The organism is Actinoalloteichus hoggarensis (assembly GCF_002234535.1).
Taxonomy (GTDB): Bacteria; Actinomycetota; Actinomycetes; order Mycobacteriales; family Pseudonocardiaceae; genus Actinoalloteichus_A; species Actinoalloteichus_A hoggarensis.
Genome location: NZ_CP022521.1, coordinates 5,674,716 through 5,693,190, shown reverse-complemented (window position 1 = coordinate 5,693,190; position 18,475 = coordinate 5,674,716). Strand labels below are relative to the sequence as shown.

Here is an 18,475-nt window from a genome sequence, read left to right as displayed (position 1 = left end):
GGCGGCCTCCGGATCCGCCGTCGGCCGAACGATCACCGACCACGTCATCGAGGAGGGTCCGTCCGGCGGGGTGTCTGTGCCGGGCATCGCCCGGCAGCCCGTCGTCGAGCCGTCGGACGGGCCGTCTCGTCGCCTGCGACGGTCACCTGGCGAGCAGGTCGCGCAAGGCCCCGATCACCTGGGCGGGCCCCTCTTCGGCCATGAAGTGACCGCAGGACACCGTCTGGTGTGTCAGATCCTCGGCCCAGGCCCGCCATCGGGTGACCGCGTCGTAGCCCAGTTCCGATCCCCAGTCCTGTTGCAGCACGGTCACCGGCATCCGCAGCCGATTCCCCGCTTCGCGGTCGACCTCGTCGTGGTCGACGTCGATGGTCGCGGAGGCTCGATAGTCGGCGACGATGGAGGGAATCGCGGCCCGGGACGCGGCCAGGTAGGCCGCGCGAATCTCGGCGGGGACGGCCGCCGGATCAGTGGACCACACATCCAGGAAGTGCCCGAAGAAGGCGTCCGGCGCGCCGCTGATCAACGCCTCCGGAAGCCCGGGCCGCTGTGCCATCAGGTAGAGGTGGAAGCCGACGGCGGCGGACACGCCGTGCATGACGTCCCACATGTCCAGCGTCGGCAGGACGTCCAGCACGGCCAGCCGAGTGACCGCGTCCGCGTGATCCAGTCCGGCGCGCACGGCGACCAGCGCCCCGCGATCGTGACCCGCGAGGGCGAACCGCTCATGTCCGAGCGCCCTCGCCAGCGAGACGACGTCCGCGGCCATCGTGCGCTTGGAGTAGGTCAGGCCGTCGGTGTCGACGGGCTTGTCACTGTCGCCGTATCCCCGCAGGTCGGGGCAGATCACCGTGTGGTCGGCCGCCAGGTCGGCGGCGACGTGCCGCCACATCAGGTGGGTCTGCGGGAAGCCGTGCAGCAGGACGACGGGGCTGCCCGAGCCGCCCACGGCGACGTTGAGCGCCACCCCGTCGGCGACGGTCACCCGCCGCCGGGTGAAACCGGTGATCTCCGGTGCCATGTCGATACTCCTCTCCGGTTCGTGTCCAGGACGAGGCCACCGTCGCGGGCTCCGATCAGCACCTGGTCAGCCGGCGATCAGCAGCCGCTTCGCCGCGGCGCCGAGGCACCGTCGGACGGTTAGGTTGGGCGGCGATGGTGACTTTCGGAGTGCTCGGCCCGTTGGAGGCGGCGAACCGACAGGGGCCCGTCGACCTCCGCGGGCCTCGGCATCGGGCGGTGCTGGCCAGGCTGCTCGTCGCAGGCGGCCGGACGGTCCCGGTCACCCGACTCATCGACGACCTCTGGACACAGCCGCCCGCCGGGGCGCTCGGCGCCGTCCAGACCTTCGTCGCCGCCCTGCGCAAATCCCTGGAGCCCCAGCGGCCCGCCCGCACGCCGTCTCGACTGCTGGTCACCGCGTCGCCCGGTTATGCGCTGCGGGTCGAGCCGTCGGCGGTGGACGCCGGGCGCTTCGAGAACGCGGTCGCCGCATCCGCCACGCTGCTCGCCGAGGGCCGCGCCGAGGCGGCGCATGCCCTGCTGGACGAGGGGCTCGGGCTGTGGCGTGGGGCCGCGTACGCCGAGTTCGCCGAGCTGGACTGGGCACGCGGCGCGGCGAGCCGACTCGAGGAGCTGCGCCTGCTGGCCGTTCTCCGTCGTGCCGAGGCGGCCGTGGCCTCGGGGCGGGCGGCCGACGCGGTGCCGGATCTGGAGGCGCACGTCGGGGAGCACCCGCTGCGGGAAGACGGCTGGCGGCTGCTCGCGCTGGCGTTGTACCGAGTCGGGCGGCAGGGCGACGCGCTGGCCGTGCTGCGTCGAGCTCGCGAGGTGCTGCGCTCGGAACTCGGCGTCGACCCCGGTACGGAACTGCGACGGCTGGAGTCGGACGTCCTCGCACAGTCCCCGCACCTCGACGCCCGACCCGGCCCCACGTGGCGATCCCGGCAGCCGGAGCGTCTCGCCGAGGACGGCGTCGACCGCCCGGCGTCATCGGCCGTCGAGCCCGCCACCTCGCCGTCCATCGGCGGAGCCCCCGCCGCCCCACGCCCGTTCGTCGGCCGCACCGCCGAGCTGACCGAGCTGGCGGCGGTCTCGACGTCCGTCGTGGAGACCGGCCTGCCGGGCCTCGTGCTGCTGTCCGGTGAGGCGGGTTCGGGCAAGACCGCGCTGGCCCGGATGCTCGCGGATCGCCTGCGCGGGTCCGGCTGGGCCGTCGCCTGGAGCTCGGTCCCCGAACTCCGCGGCGCACCCGCGGCCTGGCCGTGGACTCAGGTGCACGCGAACCTGGTCGAGGCGGGGTACGGCGCGGCGTTCGCCGAGCCGCCGACGACCGAATCACCACTCACCGAATCGCCGTTCGCGCACGACCCCGCCGAACCTCGCCTCGCGTGGGCAGGACGCGCCGCCGCCGATGTCGCCGCCGTGCGCGAGGCCGCCCCGAGCGCGCCCTCCGTCGGGGATCCCGTCGCGGCGCGCTTCCACCGCCACCGCGCCGTCGTCGCCGGCGTGACCCGCATCGCCGAGGACACCCCGGTCCTGATCGTCTTCGACGACCTGCACTGGGCGGACGAGGAGACCCTCGCCCTGCTGACCGCCGTCGCGGCCGACCCGAGGCCGGGTTCGGTGTTGTTCGTCGGCACGTACCGGTCCACCGAGCTCACCGGTGCCCTGACCGAGGCCCTGGGGCGTGCCGCCCGCGGCGAGCCGACCCGTCTGTACCTGGGTGGACTGACCGAACCACAGGTAGGGGAGCTGATCTCGTCCGTCGCCGACCGCGAGCCCTCGCGCCGCGATGTACGACTGATCCATCGGCGCAGCGCGGGGAATCCCTTCTTCGTCCGTGAACTCATCCGGCTGTGGGAGGGCGATGCCGCCGGGCCGTCGGGTGACGACGTGGACGCGGGGCAGCGGGCGGCGGTCGGGGTGCCCGTCGGCGTGCGGGACGTCATCCGGCATCGACTGACCCGACTTCCCGAGACGGCGCGGACCGTGCTGCGGCAGGCCGCGATCCTCGGCCTGGAGGTCGATCTCGAGGTGTTGACCGCCCTCGTGGGCGATGAGCGGGCGGTGCTGGACGCTGTCGAGTCGGCGCTCGCGGCCGGCTTCCTGAACGAACAGGACGCCGACCGAGTGTGGTTCGCGCACGCGCTGGTCCGCGAGGCGCTGTACGAGGACGTGCCGCTGGCCCGCCGGGCCGCCTGGCACGCCGCGGTCGCCGAGATCATCGAGGCCGCCCACCCCGATGCGGTGGAGACGATCGCCGAGCACCTTCTGCGGGCAGGCGGCCGGGCTTCCGGGGCCCGCACCGCCCGGTACGCCCGTGCCGCCGCGCTGCGGGCGGAGGAACGGCTGGTGCCGCATGAGGCGGCCCGCTGGTGGCGGCGGACGATCACCGCCCTGGACCGAGCCGGCCGCGATCCACGCGATCGCCTCACGGCGGTCATGGGCCTGGTCACGGCGCTGGCGGTGGTGGGCGACCTGGATGCCGCTCGCCGACATCGGGCCGAGGCCACCGAGATGGCGGAGCGGATCGGCGACCCGCTGCTGACCGCCGAAGTGATCGGCTCGTTCGACGTGCCCGCGATCTGGACGGCCAACGACGATCCGGCACTGTCGGCGTTCCTCGCATCCGCCGCCGAGCGCACGCTGTCCGCACTGCCCGCCTGCCGGGCGAGCGACCGAGCCCGACTGCTGATCACCATCGCGATGGAGCGCCGCGCCGACACCGGTTCCCGTGGACCTGAGGCGGCGCGGGAGGCTGAGGCGATCGCCCGCCGACTCGGCGACCCCGCACTGCTCGCCTACGCCCTCAACGGGCGGTTCATGCAGTCCTTCCACCGTGCCGGGCTCGCCCCGTACCGCGTCGAGATCGGCGAGGAGCTGCTCGACCTGGCCGCGCGCCACCAGGGGCTGATCACCTTCGCGGTGCTGGGCAGGCTGATCCTCCTGCAGGCCCGGGCCGCGCTCGCCGACTTCGGCGCCGCCGACGTGCATGCCGCCGAGGTCGATCGCCTCGCCGAACGCTACGAGCTGCCGCTCGTCGGCGTGTTCACCCGGTGGTATGCCGCGCTGCGGCTCGCGGTGACCGGCGGGGTGGACGAGGCCGAGGCCGCCTACCGAGCCGCCGAGAACCGATCGGCGGGCACCGGGATGCCAGGACTGACGGAGGGCATCCTCTCGTTGGCCAGGCTCAGCCTCCACGCACCCGGGATTCCGCCGGACCTCGTCGACGCGGACTGGGGTTCCTATGCGGACTGGGCTCGACCGCTGATCGCCCTCGCCGATCGGCCTGCGAGGTGGAACGGGTCTGGATCGGAAGGGGGCCCTGGGCCGACGGGAGCTGAGGGGGCGACGTGCGGGGCGGGAGCGGAGAACGGGGCCGGGATGCGGTCGTCGACCTGCCACGCGCGGACCGGCGGCGTCCTGCCGCTCGATGCCGCGGGCAGTGTGCCGGACTCGCCGCGTGACCTGCTCTTCGAGGCACGCACCTGCCTGCACGCCATGATCGCGATTCGCACGGGCGACCGCGCGACGATGACCCGGCTCTATGAACGTCTCCTCCCGGCCGCCGGGGAGCTCGCCGGTGCGGGCAGCGGCCTCCTCACCCTCGGTCCCGTCGCCCAGCATCTCGGTGACCTGGCGGCCGCGTTGGGCGACACCGAGCAGGCGGCCGACCACTACCGACAGGCTCGGACGATCGCGGATCTGGCGCGATCCCCGCGATTCGCCGCTGCCGCCCGCGAAGCCCTGAACCGTCTCGGCGCCGAGGCCTGAGCCGGTCGAGCGTCGCCACCGAGGTCTGCGGGCCACGCCGTCGCGCGAGCCGAGGACGGGGGCGGGCTCCCACGCGCAGCAGGCGACCGTGGGGCGACACCGGCCGATCGGGCGCAGCCCCTGACAGCGATCCCGAGGGCGAAATGAGCCTGGCCGCGTCGCGACGTCGAAGCCCGCGGGCGGCAGCGTCCCGGCAGACAGGTCGCGGATCACCACACCGGGTCGGCTCCGGCGAGCGTCGCACGCCGCTGCCGGTGTGTGCGACGGCCACCCGACGCAGCCCGCGACCGGCGCGCCGCCTCGTCGCCTGGCGGGGTGCGAACGCCCGCCCGACCGTGATCGCCGCCGGTCGGCGCCGCAAGGTGTCTGTCCGCGGCGGCCCGCCTGCGGTTCCCGCCGCAGGGGGTGCGCGGGCATCCGCGATCGGCAGCGGCGTGGGCCCGGGGCGGCGCCCTCTGGAGCGGAGACCGGGAGCCGCCCCCGGAGTCAGACCAGGATGACCCAGCCGAGCGCGAGCATTCCGAGGAGCACCGTCGCGAGCGTGAACAGCAGCGGAAGCCTGCCGCTGGGCAGCGGCTCGGACCGGTGCAGTCGCTCCGTCGTCCGGCGGTACCGCCGCAGCGTCAGCATCAGCAGCCCGCCCACTCCGGCCGCGCACAGTACCGCCAGGACCGACGCCGCGGGCACGCCGACGCCCGCCACGAGCCGGACCAGGGCCAGCGCCAGGATCACGAAGGCCAACGCGGTGCGGCGCCAGGACAGCGCCGTCCGCTCGGCCTGGGCGAGATCCCACACCGCGTCCCGGCCGTTCGTCGTCATCGGTTCGTCACCAGCACGACGACGATGAACAGCCCGAAGAGCAGGGTCACCCCCACCAGCAGCGCGCCCGCCGACAACGCGGGCAGCGGGGAACCGGTCCGCAAGGCCCGTTCGGCCGCCATCCAACGGGACAGCCCGAACACGCTCATCGCCATCCCCGTCAACACGAGTCCCACGGCCAGTACCAGGTATGACGTCTTCTGCGGCGCCAGGACGTCCAGTCCGACGCCGCCCGCGGTCAAGGCCATCGCGGTGCGCAGCCAGGCGAGGAAGGTGCGCTCATTGGCCAGGCTGAACCGAGGATCGGGCTCCTCGCCGACCCCGTACACCCGGCGCGGCCATCGCCGACGCTGTCGTCCCACGCGAGTCACGGTAACGCCGTCGGCCGATCGCGCGCCCTGCATGGCGGCCCAGGGTCCTGCGTGGTGGCAGCGGCGGGTCGGCTAGCGTGGCGGCAGTGAGTCACGAGGTCAGCGGGCCGGAACGCGCCCCGAGCGTCTGGAGTCCTTCGCTCGTCTGGCTGTTGGCGGGCACGCTGGCGGTCTTCCCGAGCTTCTTCCTACTGCTGTCGGTGATCCCGCGGTATGCGACCGAGGGCGGGGCCGGTCCGTTCGGCGCGGGGACGGGAACAGGCGTGTTCATGCTCGCCACCGTCGTCCTACAGCTGTTCATGCCGCGCCTGATGGCGCGCTTCGGTTACCGGCGGATGCTCGCGGCGGGTGCCGTGCTGCTCGGTGCGCCGACCGCGGTGCTGACGCTCTCCGACGCACTCGGCGTCATCCTGCTCGTCTCGGCGGTACGCGGGCTCGGTTTCGGCATCGTGACCGTGGCCTTCTCGGCGCTCGTCGCCGAGCTGGTGCCGCCGTCGCGCCGAGGGCAGGGCGCGGGCCTGTACGGCGGTGCCGTGGGCATCGCAGGCATCGCCGGCCTGCCGCTGGGCGTCTGGCTGGCCGACGAGGTCGGGTACGCCTCGGTGTTCCTCGTGGCGGCCGTGCTGCCGTTGCTGTCGCTGGCCGCTCTTCCCGCGATGCGCGCGCCCGCGCCCGTCGTCGACCCGCGCCGCGGAGGCGTGCTGCGCGGCCTGCTCGACGGCGGCCTGCGGCGCCCCTTCCAAATCCTGCTCGCGTTCTCGCTGGCGTCGGGTGCCGTGGTCACCTTCGTTCCGCTCTCGGCGGGCGAGGTCGTGGGCCTGGCCTCCTTGGCTCTGCTCGTCCAGCAGGTGTGCGCCGCGGGCTCGCGTTGGGCGGCAGGGCTGATCGGCGATCGGTTCGGCAACGGGCGCCTGCTGCTGCCCGCCGTGGTCGCCGGGGTGTCCGGGCTCGCCGTGACGGCGTGGGCAGGCCCCTCGTCGCTGCTGATCGGCATGGTGCTCTTCGGGCTCGGGTTCGGGGTGGCGCAGAACGCGACGCTGGTCGTCATGTTCCATCGGGTCGACCGGCAGGGATTCGGCGCGGTGAGCACGCAGTGGAACATCGCGTTCGACGCGGGAACCGGCCTCGGCGCCGCGATGATCGGGATCGTCGTGCAGTACGCCGGCTTCGCCGCGGGGTTCGCCGTGGCGGCGGCGCTGCTGTTGGCGACGGTCGGCGGCGCGGTCCGCGATCGCGCGGCGCGCTGAGGGCGACTCGCGGCCGGGCCTGCCCCGCCGTGCCCCGCCGCCCTGCCCCGCCGTGTTCCGACCCGCATCACGGTGGGGTCGGTCTCGCCCAAGCCCGCCCGTCGCCACAGCGCCGCAGGGCCCCGGTCGGCGACCGCCGCATCACGGTCACGCCGCCGAAGGGCTTTGCCGCGGTCCGGACGCACCATCGCCGGAGAAGATCTCGTGGGCCGCGGTGAAGGCGTTTCCCGCACCGCTCACCGCCCCGGACCTGCCACCCTCGGCCTTCGCGCGGGAGACCCGACGGCCCGCGTCCTTCACTTCGACCTGCCGCCCCAGCCGGACGCTTCGGCGGGGGTCCTGCCTCCTCCGCACCGCCTGTCGGCGTGCGGGCCCGGGCCGGTGGCGGAGACGCCGTCGGGCGGTCTCCGACGTGGAGACCGCCCGAGGACGCGATCGATGCGTCTGCCGCGTCAGAACGCGAAGATCTCACCGGTCTCGGCGGCCAGCACGCACTTGTTCGAGTACGTGCGTTCGATCGCGACCGGCCTGCCCTCCACCGTGCCCGTCGCGGTCACGGTGTGCGGCTGGTAGATCATCGTGCAGATCTCCTGGTTGGCGATGCCCTCGAACCGGTCGCCCACGAGCTTCAGGTCGCTGCACGCCCGGGCGGGGTCGGGGTGGTCGCCTCCGTCCGGATCGCAGGTGAGCACCGCGCTGCGGTGTCCGTCGGTGTCCTGATCCGCGAGGAGCGGGTCCTGACTGATCGTCAGAGTCAGGGTGGTGGGGGTCTGCGCCTCGGTCGCGACCGCCGCCGGCTCGCCCCCGCTCAGGTCGGTGGCGCCGGTCAGCACGGAAGCGGCGAACATCGCGCTCGTGACGAGGTGATGCCAAGACATGGTTGAGATCCTCCTGGGAACAGATCACACTGACGGGGTACGAAGGGTCTACCCGGTTGATCGTGCTCGTCGCCAGGGGCGCGACAATTTTTGCCGTATCAGGTATCACTCGATAGTGGATATCAACCCAGTGTGTCGAGTATTGCGGTGTGATCACCCTGAGATAGCCGAGTGGTGATCACCCGAACGTGTTTTATGGTCACGAAGAATCGGCATCGGTGCGGGCGTGGATCAGAGCGCGGTCGTCTCAGCGCTCAGCCAGTCCAGATAGTCCTCGTCCCCGCCGATGATCGGCGTCGCGATGATCTCGGGCACCTGATAGTCGTGCTGCGCGCGGATATGCGCCGTCACCGCGTCCAGTCGCGCCGTGGTCGTCTTGATGACGCACTGCCACTCCTCGTCGAAGGAGACCTGGTTGTTCCAGCGATAGACACTGCGGACGGGCCCCACGATCTGAACACAGCCTGCGAGCCTGGCCTCGATGATCCCGGCCGCGAGCCGGTCGGCCTTCTCCTGGCTGTCGATGGTCGTCACGACCTGGCAGTACACCGACGACTCCGCGTCATCCGGAGTCGCGACGGCACGTGCGTCGGGGGAGACCGTGGTCGAGGGGGAGGCGGGCTCGGGTATCGACATCGGGCTCAACTCGCTTCCGGGTTCGCGGTTCGCCAGGGCCCCTCTTCCTACCAAGCGAACGCCGTATCCGACAGCGCAGGACAGCGGCAGGGCGCCGGATCGAGTGTCGATCCGGCGCCCTACCGGGTGGTTCGTCGATGTCCGACGGACGACGCCGTCGGCGTCATCAAACGTCAGAGACCGGCGTGCGGCGCACCCTTGCCCGACTGGCCGTGGTGGCCGTGGTGGTGCTTCTTGCCGTGGTCGTCGACGATCACGGTCGTGTTGCCGATGTCGTCGGTGATGGGCGCGTTGGTGCAGTCGTTGATCTGCGGCGAGAGCAGCGGGATGATGACGCCGATGACGGCGGCGACGTTGTTGCCGCAGAGCTGCACCGGCACGGCGCTGATGTTGTTGTCGTTGATCGCGTTGACGCCGTCGTTGTCGATCGAGTCGGCGAAGGCCGCCCCGCCGCCGAGCGACAGGACACCGAGTGCGGCGCCGGCCGCGGCACTGACGATCCGTGCGGAAGTACGCATGGTGAGCACCTTTCAGAAACAAGAGTGTGAAGGGCGGCCGGCGCGCGTGGCGGAAGCCCCGCGGGATGCCGGTGTCCAGGAAGGGTCATGCCTCAGAAGTGGTCAGGGGCTACCCGACCGAGGGGAGTGCGTCCAAGGCGCACTCCCCGATCCGACGAGACGAGCTCAGTCGTGGATGACGACCTTGTTGCCGATGTCGTCGGTGATGGGCGCGTTGGTGCAGTCGCTGATCTGCGGCGAGAGCAGCGGGATGATGACGCCGATGACGGCGGCGACGTTGTTGCCGCAGGCCTGGATCGGCACGGCGCTGATGTTGTTGTCGTTGACCGCGTTGACGCCGTCGCTGTCGATGGTGTCGGCGAACGCGGGCGCACCCAGCATCATCGCGCCGAGGGTGGCGCCTGCGGCGGCGGTCAGGACGCGCGCGGAGGTACGCATGGGAGACACCTTTCTCAGGTTGATCAGGGTTGGTCCGCGGCCGGGCGAGTCGTGATCGTCGCCCGGCCGCGGACGGTTGCTGTGCAGAGAGGCGTCTGACGGCGAGTCGAATGTCTCTCAGCCGTCGTCGCCCGGGGTGTTTCGGATCGTGATCGGCGCGGCGGCGGGGTCAGCCGGAATCGGCGAGCCGCCCGCCCGCACCGCAAGGTGATGCGTGACGAGGATCAGTCGTCGATGACGACCTTGTTGCTGATGTCGTCGGTGATGGGCGCGTTGGTGCAGTCGCTGATCTGCGGCGAGAGCACCGGGACGACGACCCCGATGAGGATGGCGACGTTGTTGCCGCAGAGCTGCACCGGCACGGCGCTGATGTTGTTGTCGTTGATCGCGTTGACGCCGTCGTTGTCGATCGAGTCGGCGAACGCGGGACCACCGAAGGCCAGCGCGCCCAGTGCGGCTGCGGCGGTGGCGCCTGCGAGGCGGGTAGAGGTACGCACGGTGTGTGCCTTCCGTCGTTGCATCTTTGACAAGAAGCACTTTCCGCGGAGTCATCCGGCGGCGAGTGCAATGAGCATTCTGCCCCATCAACCCCCCGATATTGACCGTTCAGGGGCTGATAAGCCTATTTACACCTCATAGAGTGAATCAGCTTTGAACCGCTTTGCGGGGCGTCGGCGTCCTGGCTATGGGTGGGGTCGAGGGAACGCGATGAACGGTCGCGGAGAAACCATTCCAGGGGTACACCGAAACGGTGTACCCCTGGAATGGTGATATGCGGATATGTCGCGGCGTGCCGCGGCTCGGTCGCGCGGACCGACGCCTCACGGGCCTGCCGACTCGGCGGCCTGCGAGACGGAGAGGATCAGAGAGGGAGCGTGCCGGTCAGCGTCTGGGTAAGCCCACCGAGCTGATCGGCGGCGGGCGACGCCGCGGGCGCGGGCTGCGCCTGCGGGGTTTCGGACTTGGCGGGCAGTGTCAGCTCGCCCCCGAACAGCTCGCCGAGCCCGGTGCCGCGCAGCGCGTTGATCTCGGGCTGCTTGTTCTGGTCTCGAACGTGGTACTCGACGGTCGGCTCCGGCGCGGCTGCCGGGGCGGCCTGCTGGCTCTGCGGGGAGTTCATGTTGCCCACCAGGCCGCCGACCGGGTTCGTGCTGATCAGGTCGCTCGCCTGGTCGAGGGCGCCCGCGAGGGGAAGGGTCCGACCCTGGTCGGCGACCGGACTCTCCGCGGGCGCGGGCAGCGTGGTCGGACGTCCGTCGCCCGCGAGGCCGCCGAGGCCGCCGAGCCCGCCGAGCAGAGCGGTCGGTTCGAGCTTCGCCTCGGTGAGGGTCTCGTTCAGCGACAGTGCACGGGCGCCGTCGGCGACGCCCTGGACGGCGTCGGTGACCGGCGGGCCCGCCGGTGCGGGCAGCGTGCTCGGCGCTTCCTGCCCCGTCAGCCCGCCGAGCAGCGCGGCCGGGTCGATGCCGGTCTGGTCGAGCAGGTCGCTCACCGGGTCGGCCGAGGGCTGCGGGGACCGCGCCGGTTCGGCGGCGGATCCGGGGACAGTGGGCGCTCCCGGAGTCGGCTGGACCGAGCCGGGCTTCGGCTGGGGCGCGAGCAGGGCGTCGGTGAGAGCGCCGACCGGCGTGGCGACGCCGAGGTTGCCGAGACCGCCCTCCTGGTCGCGAGGAGTCGTGGCGCCTGCGGCGGGCTGCGCGGTCAGGCCGCCGAGGGCGCTGTCGCCCTCCAGGTTCAGGTTGCTGGTCATCGCGCCGACCGTGTCGGTGACCTCGCCGAGCGGGTCGGCCTGACGGGTCGAGTCGAGATCGGCGGTGACCTGGTCGAGTGCCCGGTCGGCCAGCGGACCGACGAGGGGAAGCTCGGCGGTCTCGGGCAGTGTCGGAGCCGAGTTCAGCGGTGTCTGGCTCACCGCTGCGGTGACCGGCCGGGTGAGACCGTTCGCCTCGACCGGCTGGCCGATGGTGTAGCCGCGGACGGCGTTCACCTCCAGGGCGGTGTCGGCCGCGGAGAAGCCGGAGTGATTCTCCGGACGCTCCCAGATCCGGGTCTGCAGCAGCGAGTCGCGGCTGCCCTCGTCCAGTACGCCCGTGTTGCCGGGCGCGACGTCCAGCGAGATGTCCGGACGGGTCGTCTGGAGGTCGGTGATCTCGTCCACCTCGTGGCCCACCGCGCCGCTGAGCCGGTTGACCCGGTCGACGTCCAACAGGGGGCCGGGGGTCACGAACTGGTCCGCCAGAGCCAGCGCCGTGCCCTCCACGGTGTAGGCGGGCTGCGCCAGCACGTTGCGGACACCCGCCTTGGCGGTGATGTCCGCGCAGGGCACGATCTCGCTGCCCGCGTACTGGTAGGCGAGCGACTGGCAGCTGTGCAGCGGCAGTTCGGCGCCGATGTCCTGGGGCCTCTCCGGCAGGGCGGTTCGGCTGTCGGACTCCGTGGCCATGGCGGCGCCCGCGCCCATCGCGGCGAAGCCCGCGGCCATCACTGCGGCCTGCAGAGTGCGCGAGGTCTTGGAAGGCAAGGTGACTGTCTCCTTGATGTCGTGCGGGAGTCGTGCGGTCTGCCCGATCGCGTCGGCCGACGACTCAGACGGGGATGCGGGCTCCGAGAGTCCGCGTGGAGTTGGCAGTCGCCGGTGCCAGGCGGGGGAGGAGTCGGTCTGGCCGTCGAGGCAGCCGGAGCGCCCGCCACCGGGCACCACACGTTCTCGGGGCATGATCGACCCGATGGCGGCCGAATCGGCGGTCCCGACCGGCAAATCCACTCGGACGAGTTGCGTCTTTGGCTCGATTCGGTGATCTCGGAGGGGATACCGCAGGGCCGGGGAATCCTGGCCGCCGCGCGGCGGCGCGTGTCCGATGAGATCGGCATCGCGACCGCGCACGCCACCGGCCGAGGCGGCCGGAACCGGCGGCGCCCCACACACGGGCGGGGGCGTCCGACGCAGGTTCGGCCGGCGTCGTCAGCCGCCGTCGCCAGGGCCGCAGGCCGCGGCCAACGCCGCGTGGGCCATCGCCGACAGCAGGGACCGCATGGTGGGCAGGTCGACGCCCGTCGCGCTGTGCGGCGTGGAGTTGAGCAGACCGAAGGTCGCATGGGTGGCCGCCAGCAGCCTGCCGCGGTCCGTCCCCGGTGACAGTCGGGCCAGCACGGTGACCCATTCCTCGACGTAGCGGCGTTGCAGCCTGCGCACCGTCCGACGCTGCTCCTCCGGGACGTTGTCGAGCTCCCGATCATGGACGGTGATCAACGCGGGCCTGCCGAGCGCGAAGTCGACATGCCAGGCGATGAGGGCGTCCAGGGCAGCGCGGGCGTCGACCGCCTCGGCGACGCGGGCGCCGCCCTCCGCCAGCAGGCGTTCGCTGACGGCCAGCAGCATCTCGCCGAGCACCGCCTCCTTGTTGCGGAAGTGCCGGTAGAGCGCGGGCCCGGAGACGCCCACCGCGCGACCGAGGTCCTCGATGGACACGCCGTGATATCCGCGGGCGGCGAAAAGCTCGGCCGCGGCGTCCAGAATCTCCTGACGTCGAGCCGAGGTCCGTCGTCGCGGCGCCGGTCGCTCCTCCGCCGGAATCTGGTGCATCGGATCAGACTAGACGGGGCGAGTTAGCGACCGTTAACATCCGGCGAAGGTTAGTGATGATTAACATCCCGTCGGCGTCTCGGCTCGCCGCGGGCCGATCGAGGAGGCGAACCGTGGACGCACCGGCGTTGTCCAGCGCCTGCGATCCGACCGCTGCCGCGTTCCAGCGCAACGTCGCGGCGCACACGGCGCTGGTCGAAGGCCTGAACCGGAGATTGTCGGCGGCGGCGAAGGGCGGGCCGGAACGGGCGAGGACCCGGCACCTCGAGCGCGGGAAGCTGCTGCCACGCGACAGGGTCGACACGCTGCTCGACCCCGGCTCCCGATTCCTGGAGCTATCGCCGCTGGCCGCCACGGGGCTGTATGAGGACGACGCGCCCGGAGCGGGCCTCATCGCAGGCGTCGGGCGGATCGAGGGTCGGGAATGCGTGGTGGTCGCCAACGACGCCACCGTCAAGGGCGGCACCTACTACCCGATGACGGTCAAGAAGCATCTGCGCGCCCAGGAGGTGGCCCTGCACAACCGGCTGCCCTGCGTGTACCTGGTCGACTCCGGCGGCGCCTTCCTACCGCGACAGGACGAGGTCTTCCCGGATCGCGAGCACTTCGGGCGGATCTTCTACAACCAGGCCACGATGTCCGCACAGGGCATCCCGCAGCTCTCCGCCGTGCTCGGCTCCTGCACGGCGGGCGGCGCCTACGTGCCCGCGATGAGTGATGAGAACGTCATCGTCCGGGGTCAGGGAACCATCTTCCTGGGTGGTCCTCCGCTGGTGAAGGCCGCCACCGGTGAGGTGGTCACCTCGGAGGAGCTCGGCGGCGGCGACCTCCACTCGCGGGTCTCGGGCGTCACCGACCATCTCGCCGACGACGACGCCCATGCCCTGCGCATCCTGCGGTCGATCGTGTCCACCCTCGGGCCGAAGGCGCCGCGCCCCTGGGAGACGGCCGCCGTCGAGGAGCCTGCCGTCGACCCGGCCGAGCTGTACGGGATGGTGCCCGTCGACCCGCGGACGCCCTATGACGTCCGCGAGGTGATCGCCAGGGTCGTCGACGGCAGTCGGTTCGCGGAGTTCAAACGCGACTACGGCCCGACGCTGGTGACCGGCTTCGCCCGCATCCACGGCCATCCGGTCGGGGTAATCGCCAACAACGGCATCCTGTTCGGCGAGTCGGCGGTGAAGGGCGCGCATTTCATCGAGTTGTGCGACCGACGTTCCATACCGCTGGTCTTCCTCCAGAACATCAGCGGCTTCATGGTCGGCAGGGAGTACGAGGCGGGCGGCATCGCCAAACACGGCGCGAAGATGGTCACCGCCGTCGCCTGCGCGCGGGTGCCGAAGTTCACGGTCGTCATCGGCGGCTCGTTCGGCGCGGGCAACTACAGCATGTGCGGCCGGGCGTTCTCTCCCCGGTTCCTGTGGATGTGGCCGAACGCCAGGATCTCGGTGATGGGCGGCGAACAGGCCGCCTCGGTGCTGGCCACCGTCCGGCGGGATCAGCTGGCGGCTCGGGACGAGGACTGGTCGGACGAGGACGAGGAGACCTTCAAGGCGCCGATCCGCGCGCGGTACGAGGAGCAGGGCGACCCCTATTACGCGACCGCCCGACTGTGGGACGACGGTGTGATCGACCCCGTGGACACCCGCACCGTGCTCGGACTGGCCGTGTCGGCGGCGGCGAACGCACCGTTGGAGCCGGTGAACTACGGCGTCTTCCGGATGTGACGACGTGTCTCGGGCGACGCCCTCGCCGGGCGGGACGAGGGGCGCCGCCGTGCAGGAGGAGTGGGGCGACGGCCGCACTCCCGGCGTGGGGGTGACTGCCTGCCGGCGCGGGACTCGCCGCGGACGAGTCGGCTCGCCGCCGGTGCGCCCGCCGGTTCCGGCGGCCCGTCTGCCCCCCGGGTCGGTGCCTGCCCGGCTCCACGAAGCACCGCCCGCCCAGGACAGGAGGAGACCCACGTGTTCGAGTCCGTGCTGATCGCCAATCGGGGTGAGATCGCCGTGCGGGTGGCCCGCACGCTCGCCGACCTCGGCGTCTTCTCGATCGGCGTCTACAGCGACGCCGACGCGCAGGCGCGGCACGTCGGCGCGGTGGATCTCGCGCTGCGCCTGGGCCCCGCCTCGGCGGCCGAGAGCTATCTGAACATCGAGGCCGTCGTGGCGGCGGCCGTCCGCTCCGGCGCGCAGGCCGTCCATCCCGGCTACGGCTTCCTCGCCGAGAACGCCGACTTCGCGCGGGCCTGCGCCGCGGCGGGGCTGGTCTTCATCGGGCCGTCGCCCGAGGCGATCGAGCTGATGGGCGACAAGATCCGCGCCAAGCAGGCCGTCGCGTCGGCCGGAGTCCCGGTCGTGGCGGGCCGCACCGAGCCGGGCATGTCCGACGACGAGCTGATCGACGCCGTCCACGAGCTGGGCTTCCCGGTGCTGCTCAAGCCGTCGGCGGGCGGCGGCGGCAAGGGAATGCGGCTGGTCGTCTCGGCGGCGGGACTGCGGGCTGCCGTCGAGGGCGCGCGACGGGAGGCGGCCGCGGCCTTCGGCGACGACACGCTGCTCGTGGAGCGCTACATCGAGCGTCCCCGGCATCTGGAGGTCCAGGTGCTCGCCGATCGGCACGGCACGGTGCTGGCGCTCGGCGAACGGGAGTGCAGCCTCCAGCGCAGGCACCAGAAGATCATCGAGGAGGCGCCGTCGCCGCTGCTCGACGAGGCGGGCCGGACGGAGTTCCTGGCCGACTCGGTGGCCGTCGCCCGGGCCTGCGGCTACGTGGGCGCGGGCACGGTGGAGTTCATCACCGACGTCGAGGGGCGTGGCCGCAGTTTCCTGGAGATGAACACCCGGCTCCAGGTGGAGCATCCGGTGACCGAGGCGGTCACCGGCGTGGACCTGGTCGAATGGCAGCTCAGGGTGGCCGCGGGTGAGCGGCTCGACCCGGACCTGGCGGCGGGCGGCCCGGACGGTCACGCCGTGGAGGCTCGGATCTACGCCGAGGACCCGGACCGGGGATTCCTGCCGACCGGCGGCCGGGTGCTCGACCTCGTCGAACCCGCCGGAGCGGGCGTGCGGGTGGACTCCGGGCTCCGGATCGGAGCCGAGGTCGGCGGGGACTACGACCCGATGCTCGCGAAGGTGATCGCCTGGGGCCCGGATCGCCGCACCGCCCTGCGCAGGCTCGACGCGGCGCTCGGCCGGACGAGCGTCCTCGGCGTCACGACCAACGTGGCCTTCCTGCGGGCGCTGCTGGGCAGGCCCGAGGTTCGGGAGGGCGTGCTGGACACGGGGCTGGTGGAGCGGGTCGCCCCCGAGCTGGTCGCGCATCGCCCGCCGGACGAGGTCTTGGCGGCGGCGGCCTTGGAACGGCAGCTCGCGGCGGAGCCCGCGGGCGAGATCGTGGACCCGTGGGACGTCCCGGACGGGTGGCGGGCGGGTGGGCACGTGGCCCGACGCTGGTGGGTCGGCCCGGTGGGCGGCGAGGAGGTCGAGGTGACCGTGCGGGGTCTCGCCGCGGCCGCCCTCGTGCGGGTCTCCGGCGGCACGAGCGCCGCTGCCGCGTCCGACCACACGGACGCTCACCACACCGAGGAGAACACGGATCTTCCCGCCGCCGCGCGCCTGGACGGTACCGAGCTGGTCGTCGAGTACGACGGCCGAGTCCGACGCTATCGGCGGGCCCGCGGCGGCGAGGTCTGCTGGCTGGGCAGCGGCGGCCGGGCGTGGGCGCTGGTCGAGCGCACGCCGTTGGCGTCGGCCGCGGCGGGCTCCTCGGCGGCGGGCGATCCGATCGTGCGCAGCCCCATGCCGGGCACGGTGCTGTCGGTGGCCGTCGTCGAGGGCGACGAGGTCCGGGCCGGTCAGCCGCTGCTGATCGTGGAGGCCATGAAGATGGAGCACACCGTCGTCGCCCCGGTCGAGGGGCGGGTCCACGACCTGCGGGTCCGTCCCGGATCGCAGGTGGCCGTCGACGAGGCGCTCGCCGTCGTGACCCCGGTCGAAGCCGGCCGGGCACCACTTGAGAAGGAGTGACCCGATGCTCGATCACCGGCTCGACGAGGAGTACGTGGCGCTGCGGTCCACGGTGGCCGAGTTCGCCCGCGCGGAGATCGCGCCGGTGATCGGCGGTTACTACGAGCGTGAGGAGTTCCCCTACCCGATCGTGGCGGGCATGGCGGACATGGGGCTGTTCGGGCTGCCGTTCCCCGAGGCCTACGGCGGGATGGGCGGCGACTACTTCGCGCTCTGCCTGGCCTTGGAGGAGCTGGCCAGGGTGGACTCGTCGGTGGCGATCACCCTGGAGGCCGGGGTGTCGCTCGGGGCGATGCCGATCTACCGCTTCGGCTCCGAGGAACAGCGCCTGCGCTGGCTGCCCGAGCTGTGCGCGGGACGCAGGCTCGCCGCCTTCGGCCTCACCGAGGCGGACGGCGGGTCGGACGCCGGAGCGACCAGGACCACCGCGCGGCTCGACGGCGGGGAGTGGGTGATCAACGGCAGCAAGTCCTTCATCACCAACTCCGGCACCGACCTCACGTCGCTGGTCACCGTCACGGCGGTGACAGGCAGGCGCGAGGACGGGCGTAAGGAGATCTCCGCGATCGCGGTGCCCGCCGGGACGCCGGGTCTCACCGTCGCGGGCAAGTACTCGAAGGTGGGCTGGAACGCCTCGGACACCCACGAACTGTCCTTCGTCGACGTCCGGGTGCCCGCCGAGAACCTGGTGGGCGAGCGCGGCCGGGGCTATGCGCAGTTCCTGCGCATCCTGGACGAGGGTCGGATCGCGATCGCCGCGCTCGGCGTGGGTCTCGCCCAGGGTTGTGTGGACGAGAGCCTGCGCTACGCGGCCGAGCGGGAGGCCTTCGGCCGGAACATCGGCGCCTATCAGGCCATCCAGTTCAAGATCGCCGACATGGAGGTCCGGGCCCACACCGCTCGGCTGGCCTACTACCACGCGGCGTCGCGGATGCTGCACGGCGAGCCGTTCAAGAAGGAGGCGGCCGTCGCGAAGCTGGTCAGCTCCAACGCGGCGATGGACAACGCCAGGGAGGCGACCCAGATCTTCGGCGGCTACGGCTTCATGAACGAGACGCCCGTCGGCCGGTTCTACCGGGACGCGAAGATCCTGGAGATCGGCGAGGGGACCTCCGAGGTGCAGCGGATGCTGATCGCCAGAGAACTCGGGATGGCCGCCTGATCGGTCACGGCGCGGTGGTCAC

At 72.2% G+C, this 18,475-nt stretch carries 15 protein-coding genes; 5 read left to right on the top strand and 10 right to left on the bottom strand.

Annotated features, from left to right (window positions below):
• Window positions 1–142: 142 nt before the first annotated feature.
• Window positions 143–1,021 (bottom strand): alpha/beta fold hydrolase, encoded by an 879-nt coding sequence (locus tag AHOG_RS24240; RefSeq protein WP_093943384.1) that lies wholly within the window; start codon window positions 1,019–1,021, stop codon window positions 143–145.
• 134 nt (window positions 1,022–1,155) lie between these two features.
• Between AHOG_RS24240 and AHOG_RS24235 the strand changes: the two genes are divergently transcribed.
• The gene (locus AHOG_RS24235; protein WP_093943383.1) at window positions 1,156–4,776 is read left to right on the top strand and encodes an ATP-binding protein; all 3,621 of its coding nucleotides are present in this window, start codon (window positions 1,156–1,158) and stop codon (window positions 4,774–4,776) included.
• 486 nt (window positions 4,777–5,262) lie between these two features.
• Here AHOG_RS24235 and AHOG_RS24230 read toward each other — a convergent pair whose 3' ends face one another.
• Window positions 5,263–5,595, bottom strand: a complete 333-nt coding sequence (locus AHOG_RS24230; RefSeq protein ID WP_093943382.1) for a YidH family protein — start codon at window positions 5,593–5,595, stop codon at window positions 5,263–5,265.
• Window positions 5,592–5,957, bottom strand: a complete 366-nt coding sequence (locus AHOG_RS24225; protein ID WP_245856422.1) for a YidH family protein — start codon at window positions 5,955–5,957, stop codon at window positions 5,592–5,594. The genes AHOG_RS24230 and AHOG_RS24225 overlap by 4 nt, the downstream gene beginning before the upstream one ends.
• Before the next feature lie 95 nt (window positions 5,958–6,052).
• Here AHOG_RS24225 and AHOG_RS24220 point away from each other — a divergent pair, with 95 nt between their 5' ends.
• Window positions 6,053–7,213: an MFS transporter gene (locus tag AHOG_RS24220; RefSeq protein ID WP_169725903.1), complete on the top strand. Its 1,161-nt coding sequence runs from the start codon at window positions 6,053–6,055 to the stop codon at window positions 7,211–7,213.
• Between the two features lie 452 nt (window positions 7,214–7,665).
• Here the strand turns inward: AHOG_RS24220 and AHOG_RS24215 are convergent, their stop codons facing one another.
• The 7 genes from AHOG_RS24215 to AHOG_RS24185 form a co-directional block, all read right to left on the bottom strand.
• Window positions 7,666–8,091 (bottom strand): SSI family serine proteinase inhibitor, encoded by a 426-nt coding sequence (locus AHOG_RS24215; RefSeq protein ID WP_093943379.1) that lies wholly within the window; start codon window positions 8,089–8,091, stop codon window positions 7,666–7,668.
• 231 nt (window positions 8,092–8,322) lie between these two features.
• Window positions 8,323–8,727 (bottom strand): divalent-cation tolerance protein CutA, encoded by a 405-nt coding sequence (cutA, locus tag AHOG_RS24210; protein ID WP_093943378.1) that lies wholly within the window; start codon window positions 8,725–8,727, stop codon window positions 8,323–8,325.
• Window positions 8,728–8,900: 173 nt separating this feature from the next.
• Window positions 8,901–9,245: a hypothetical protein gene (locus tag AHOG_RS24205; RefSeq protein ID WP_245856421.1), complete on the bottom strand. Its 345-nt coding sequence runs from the start codon at window positions 9,243–9,245 to the stop codon at window positions 8,901–8,903.
• Between the two features lie 165 nt (window positions 9,246–9,410).
• Window positions 9,411–9,683 (bottom strand): hypothetical protein, encoded by a 273-nt coding sequence (locus AHOG_RS24200; protein WP_184451089.1) that lies wholly within the window; start codon window positions 9,681–9,683, stop codon window positions 9,411–9,413.
• A 224-nt stretch (window positions 9,684–9,907) separates the two neighbouring features.
• A complete protein-coding gene (locus AHOG_RS24195; RefSeq protein WP_093944765.1) occupies window positions 9,908–10,180 on the bottom strand; it encodes a hypothetical protein in 273 nt (90 codons plus the stop codon).
• 365 nt (window positions 10,181–10,545) lie between these two features.
• On the bottom strand, window positions 10,546–12,204 hold the full coding sequence (locus AHOG_RS24190) for a hypothetical protein (RefSeq protein ID WP_157737026.1): 1,659 nt from the start codon (window positions 12,202–12,204) through the stop codon (window positions 10,546–10,548).
• A 441-nt stretch (window positions 12,205–12,645) separates the two neighbouring features.
• The gene (locus AHOG_RS24185) at window positions 12,646–13,266 is read right to left on the bottom strand and encodes an SACE_7040 family transcriptional regulator (RefSeq protein ID WP_093943376.1); all 621 of its coding nucleotides are present in this window, start codon (window positions 13,264–13,266) and stop codon (window positions 12,646–12,648) included.
• A gap of 113 nt (window positions 13,267–13,379) precedes the next feature.
• Between AHOG_RS24185 and AHOG_RS24180 the strand changes: the two genes are divergently transcribed.
• From AHOG_RS24180 to AHOG_RS24170, 3 genes are all read left to right on the top strand, one after another.
• Complete coding sequence (locus tag AHOG_RS24180; protein ID WP_093943375.1) at window positions 13,380–14,993, top strand: carboxyl transferase domain-containing protein; 1,614 nt, start codon at window positions 13,380–13,382, stop codon at window positions 14,991–14,993.
• Between the two features lie 237 nt (window positions 14,994–15,230).
• The gene (locus tag AHOG_RS24175) at window positions 15,231–17,291 is read left to right on the top strand and encodes an acetyl/propionyl/methylcrotonyl-CoA carboxylase subunit alpha (protein WP_093943374.1); all 2,061 of its coding nucleotides are present in this window, start codon (window positions 15,231–15,233) and stop codon (window positions 17,289–17,291) included.
• A gap of 4 nt (window positions 17,292–17,295) precedes the next feature.
• Window positions 17,296–18,453, top strand: coding sequence for an acyl-CoA dehydrogenase family protein (locus AHOG_RS24170; protein ID WP_093943373.1), 1,158 nt, complete (start codon window positions 17,296–17,298; stop codon window positions 18,451–18,453).
• Window positions 18,454–18,475 lie beyond the last annotated feature (22 nt).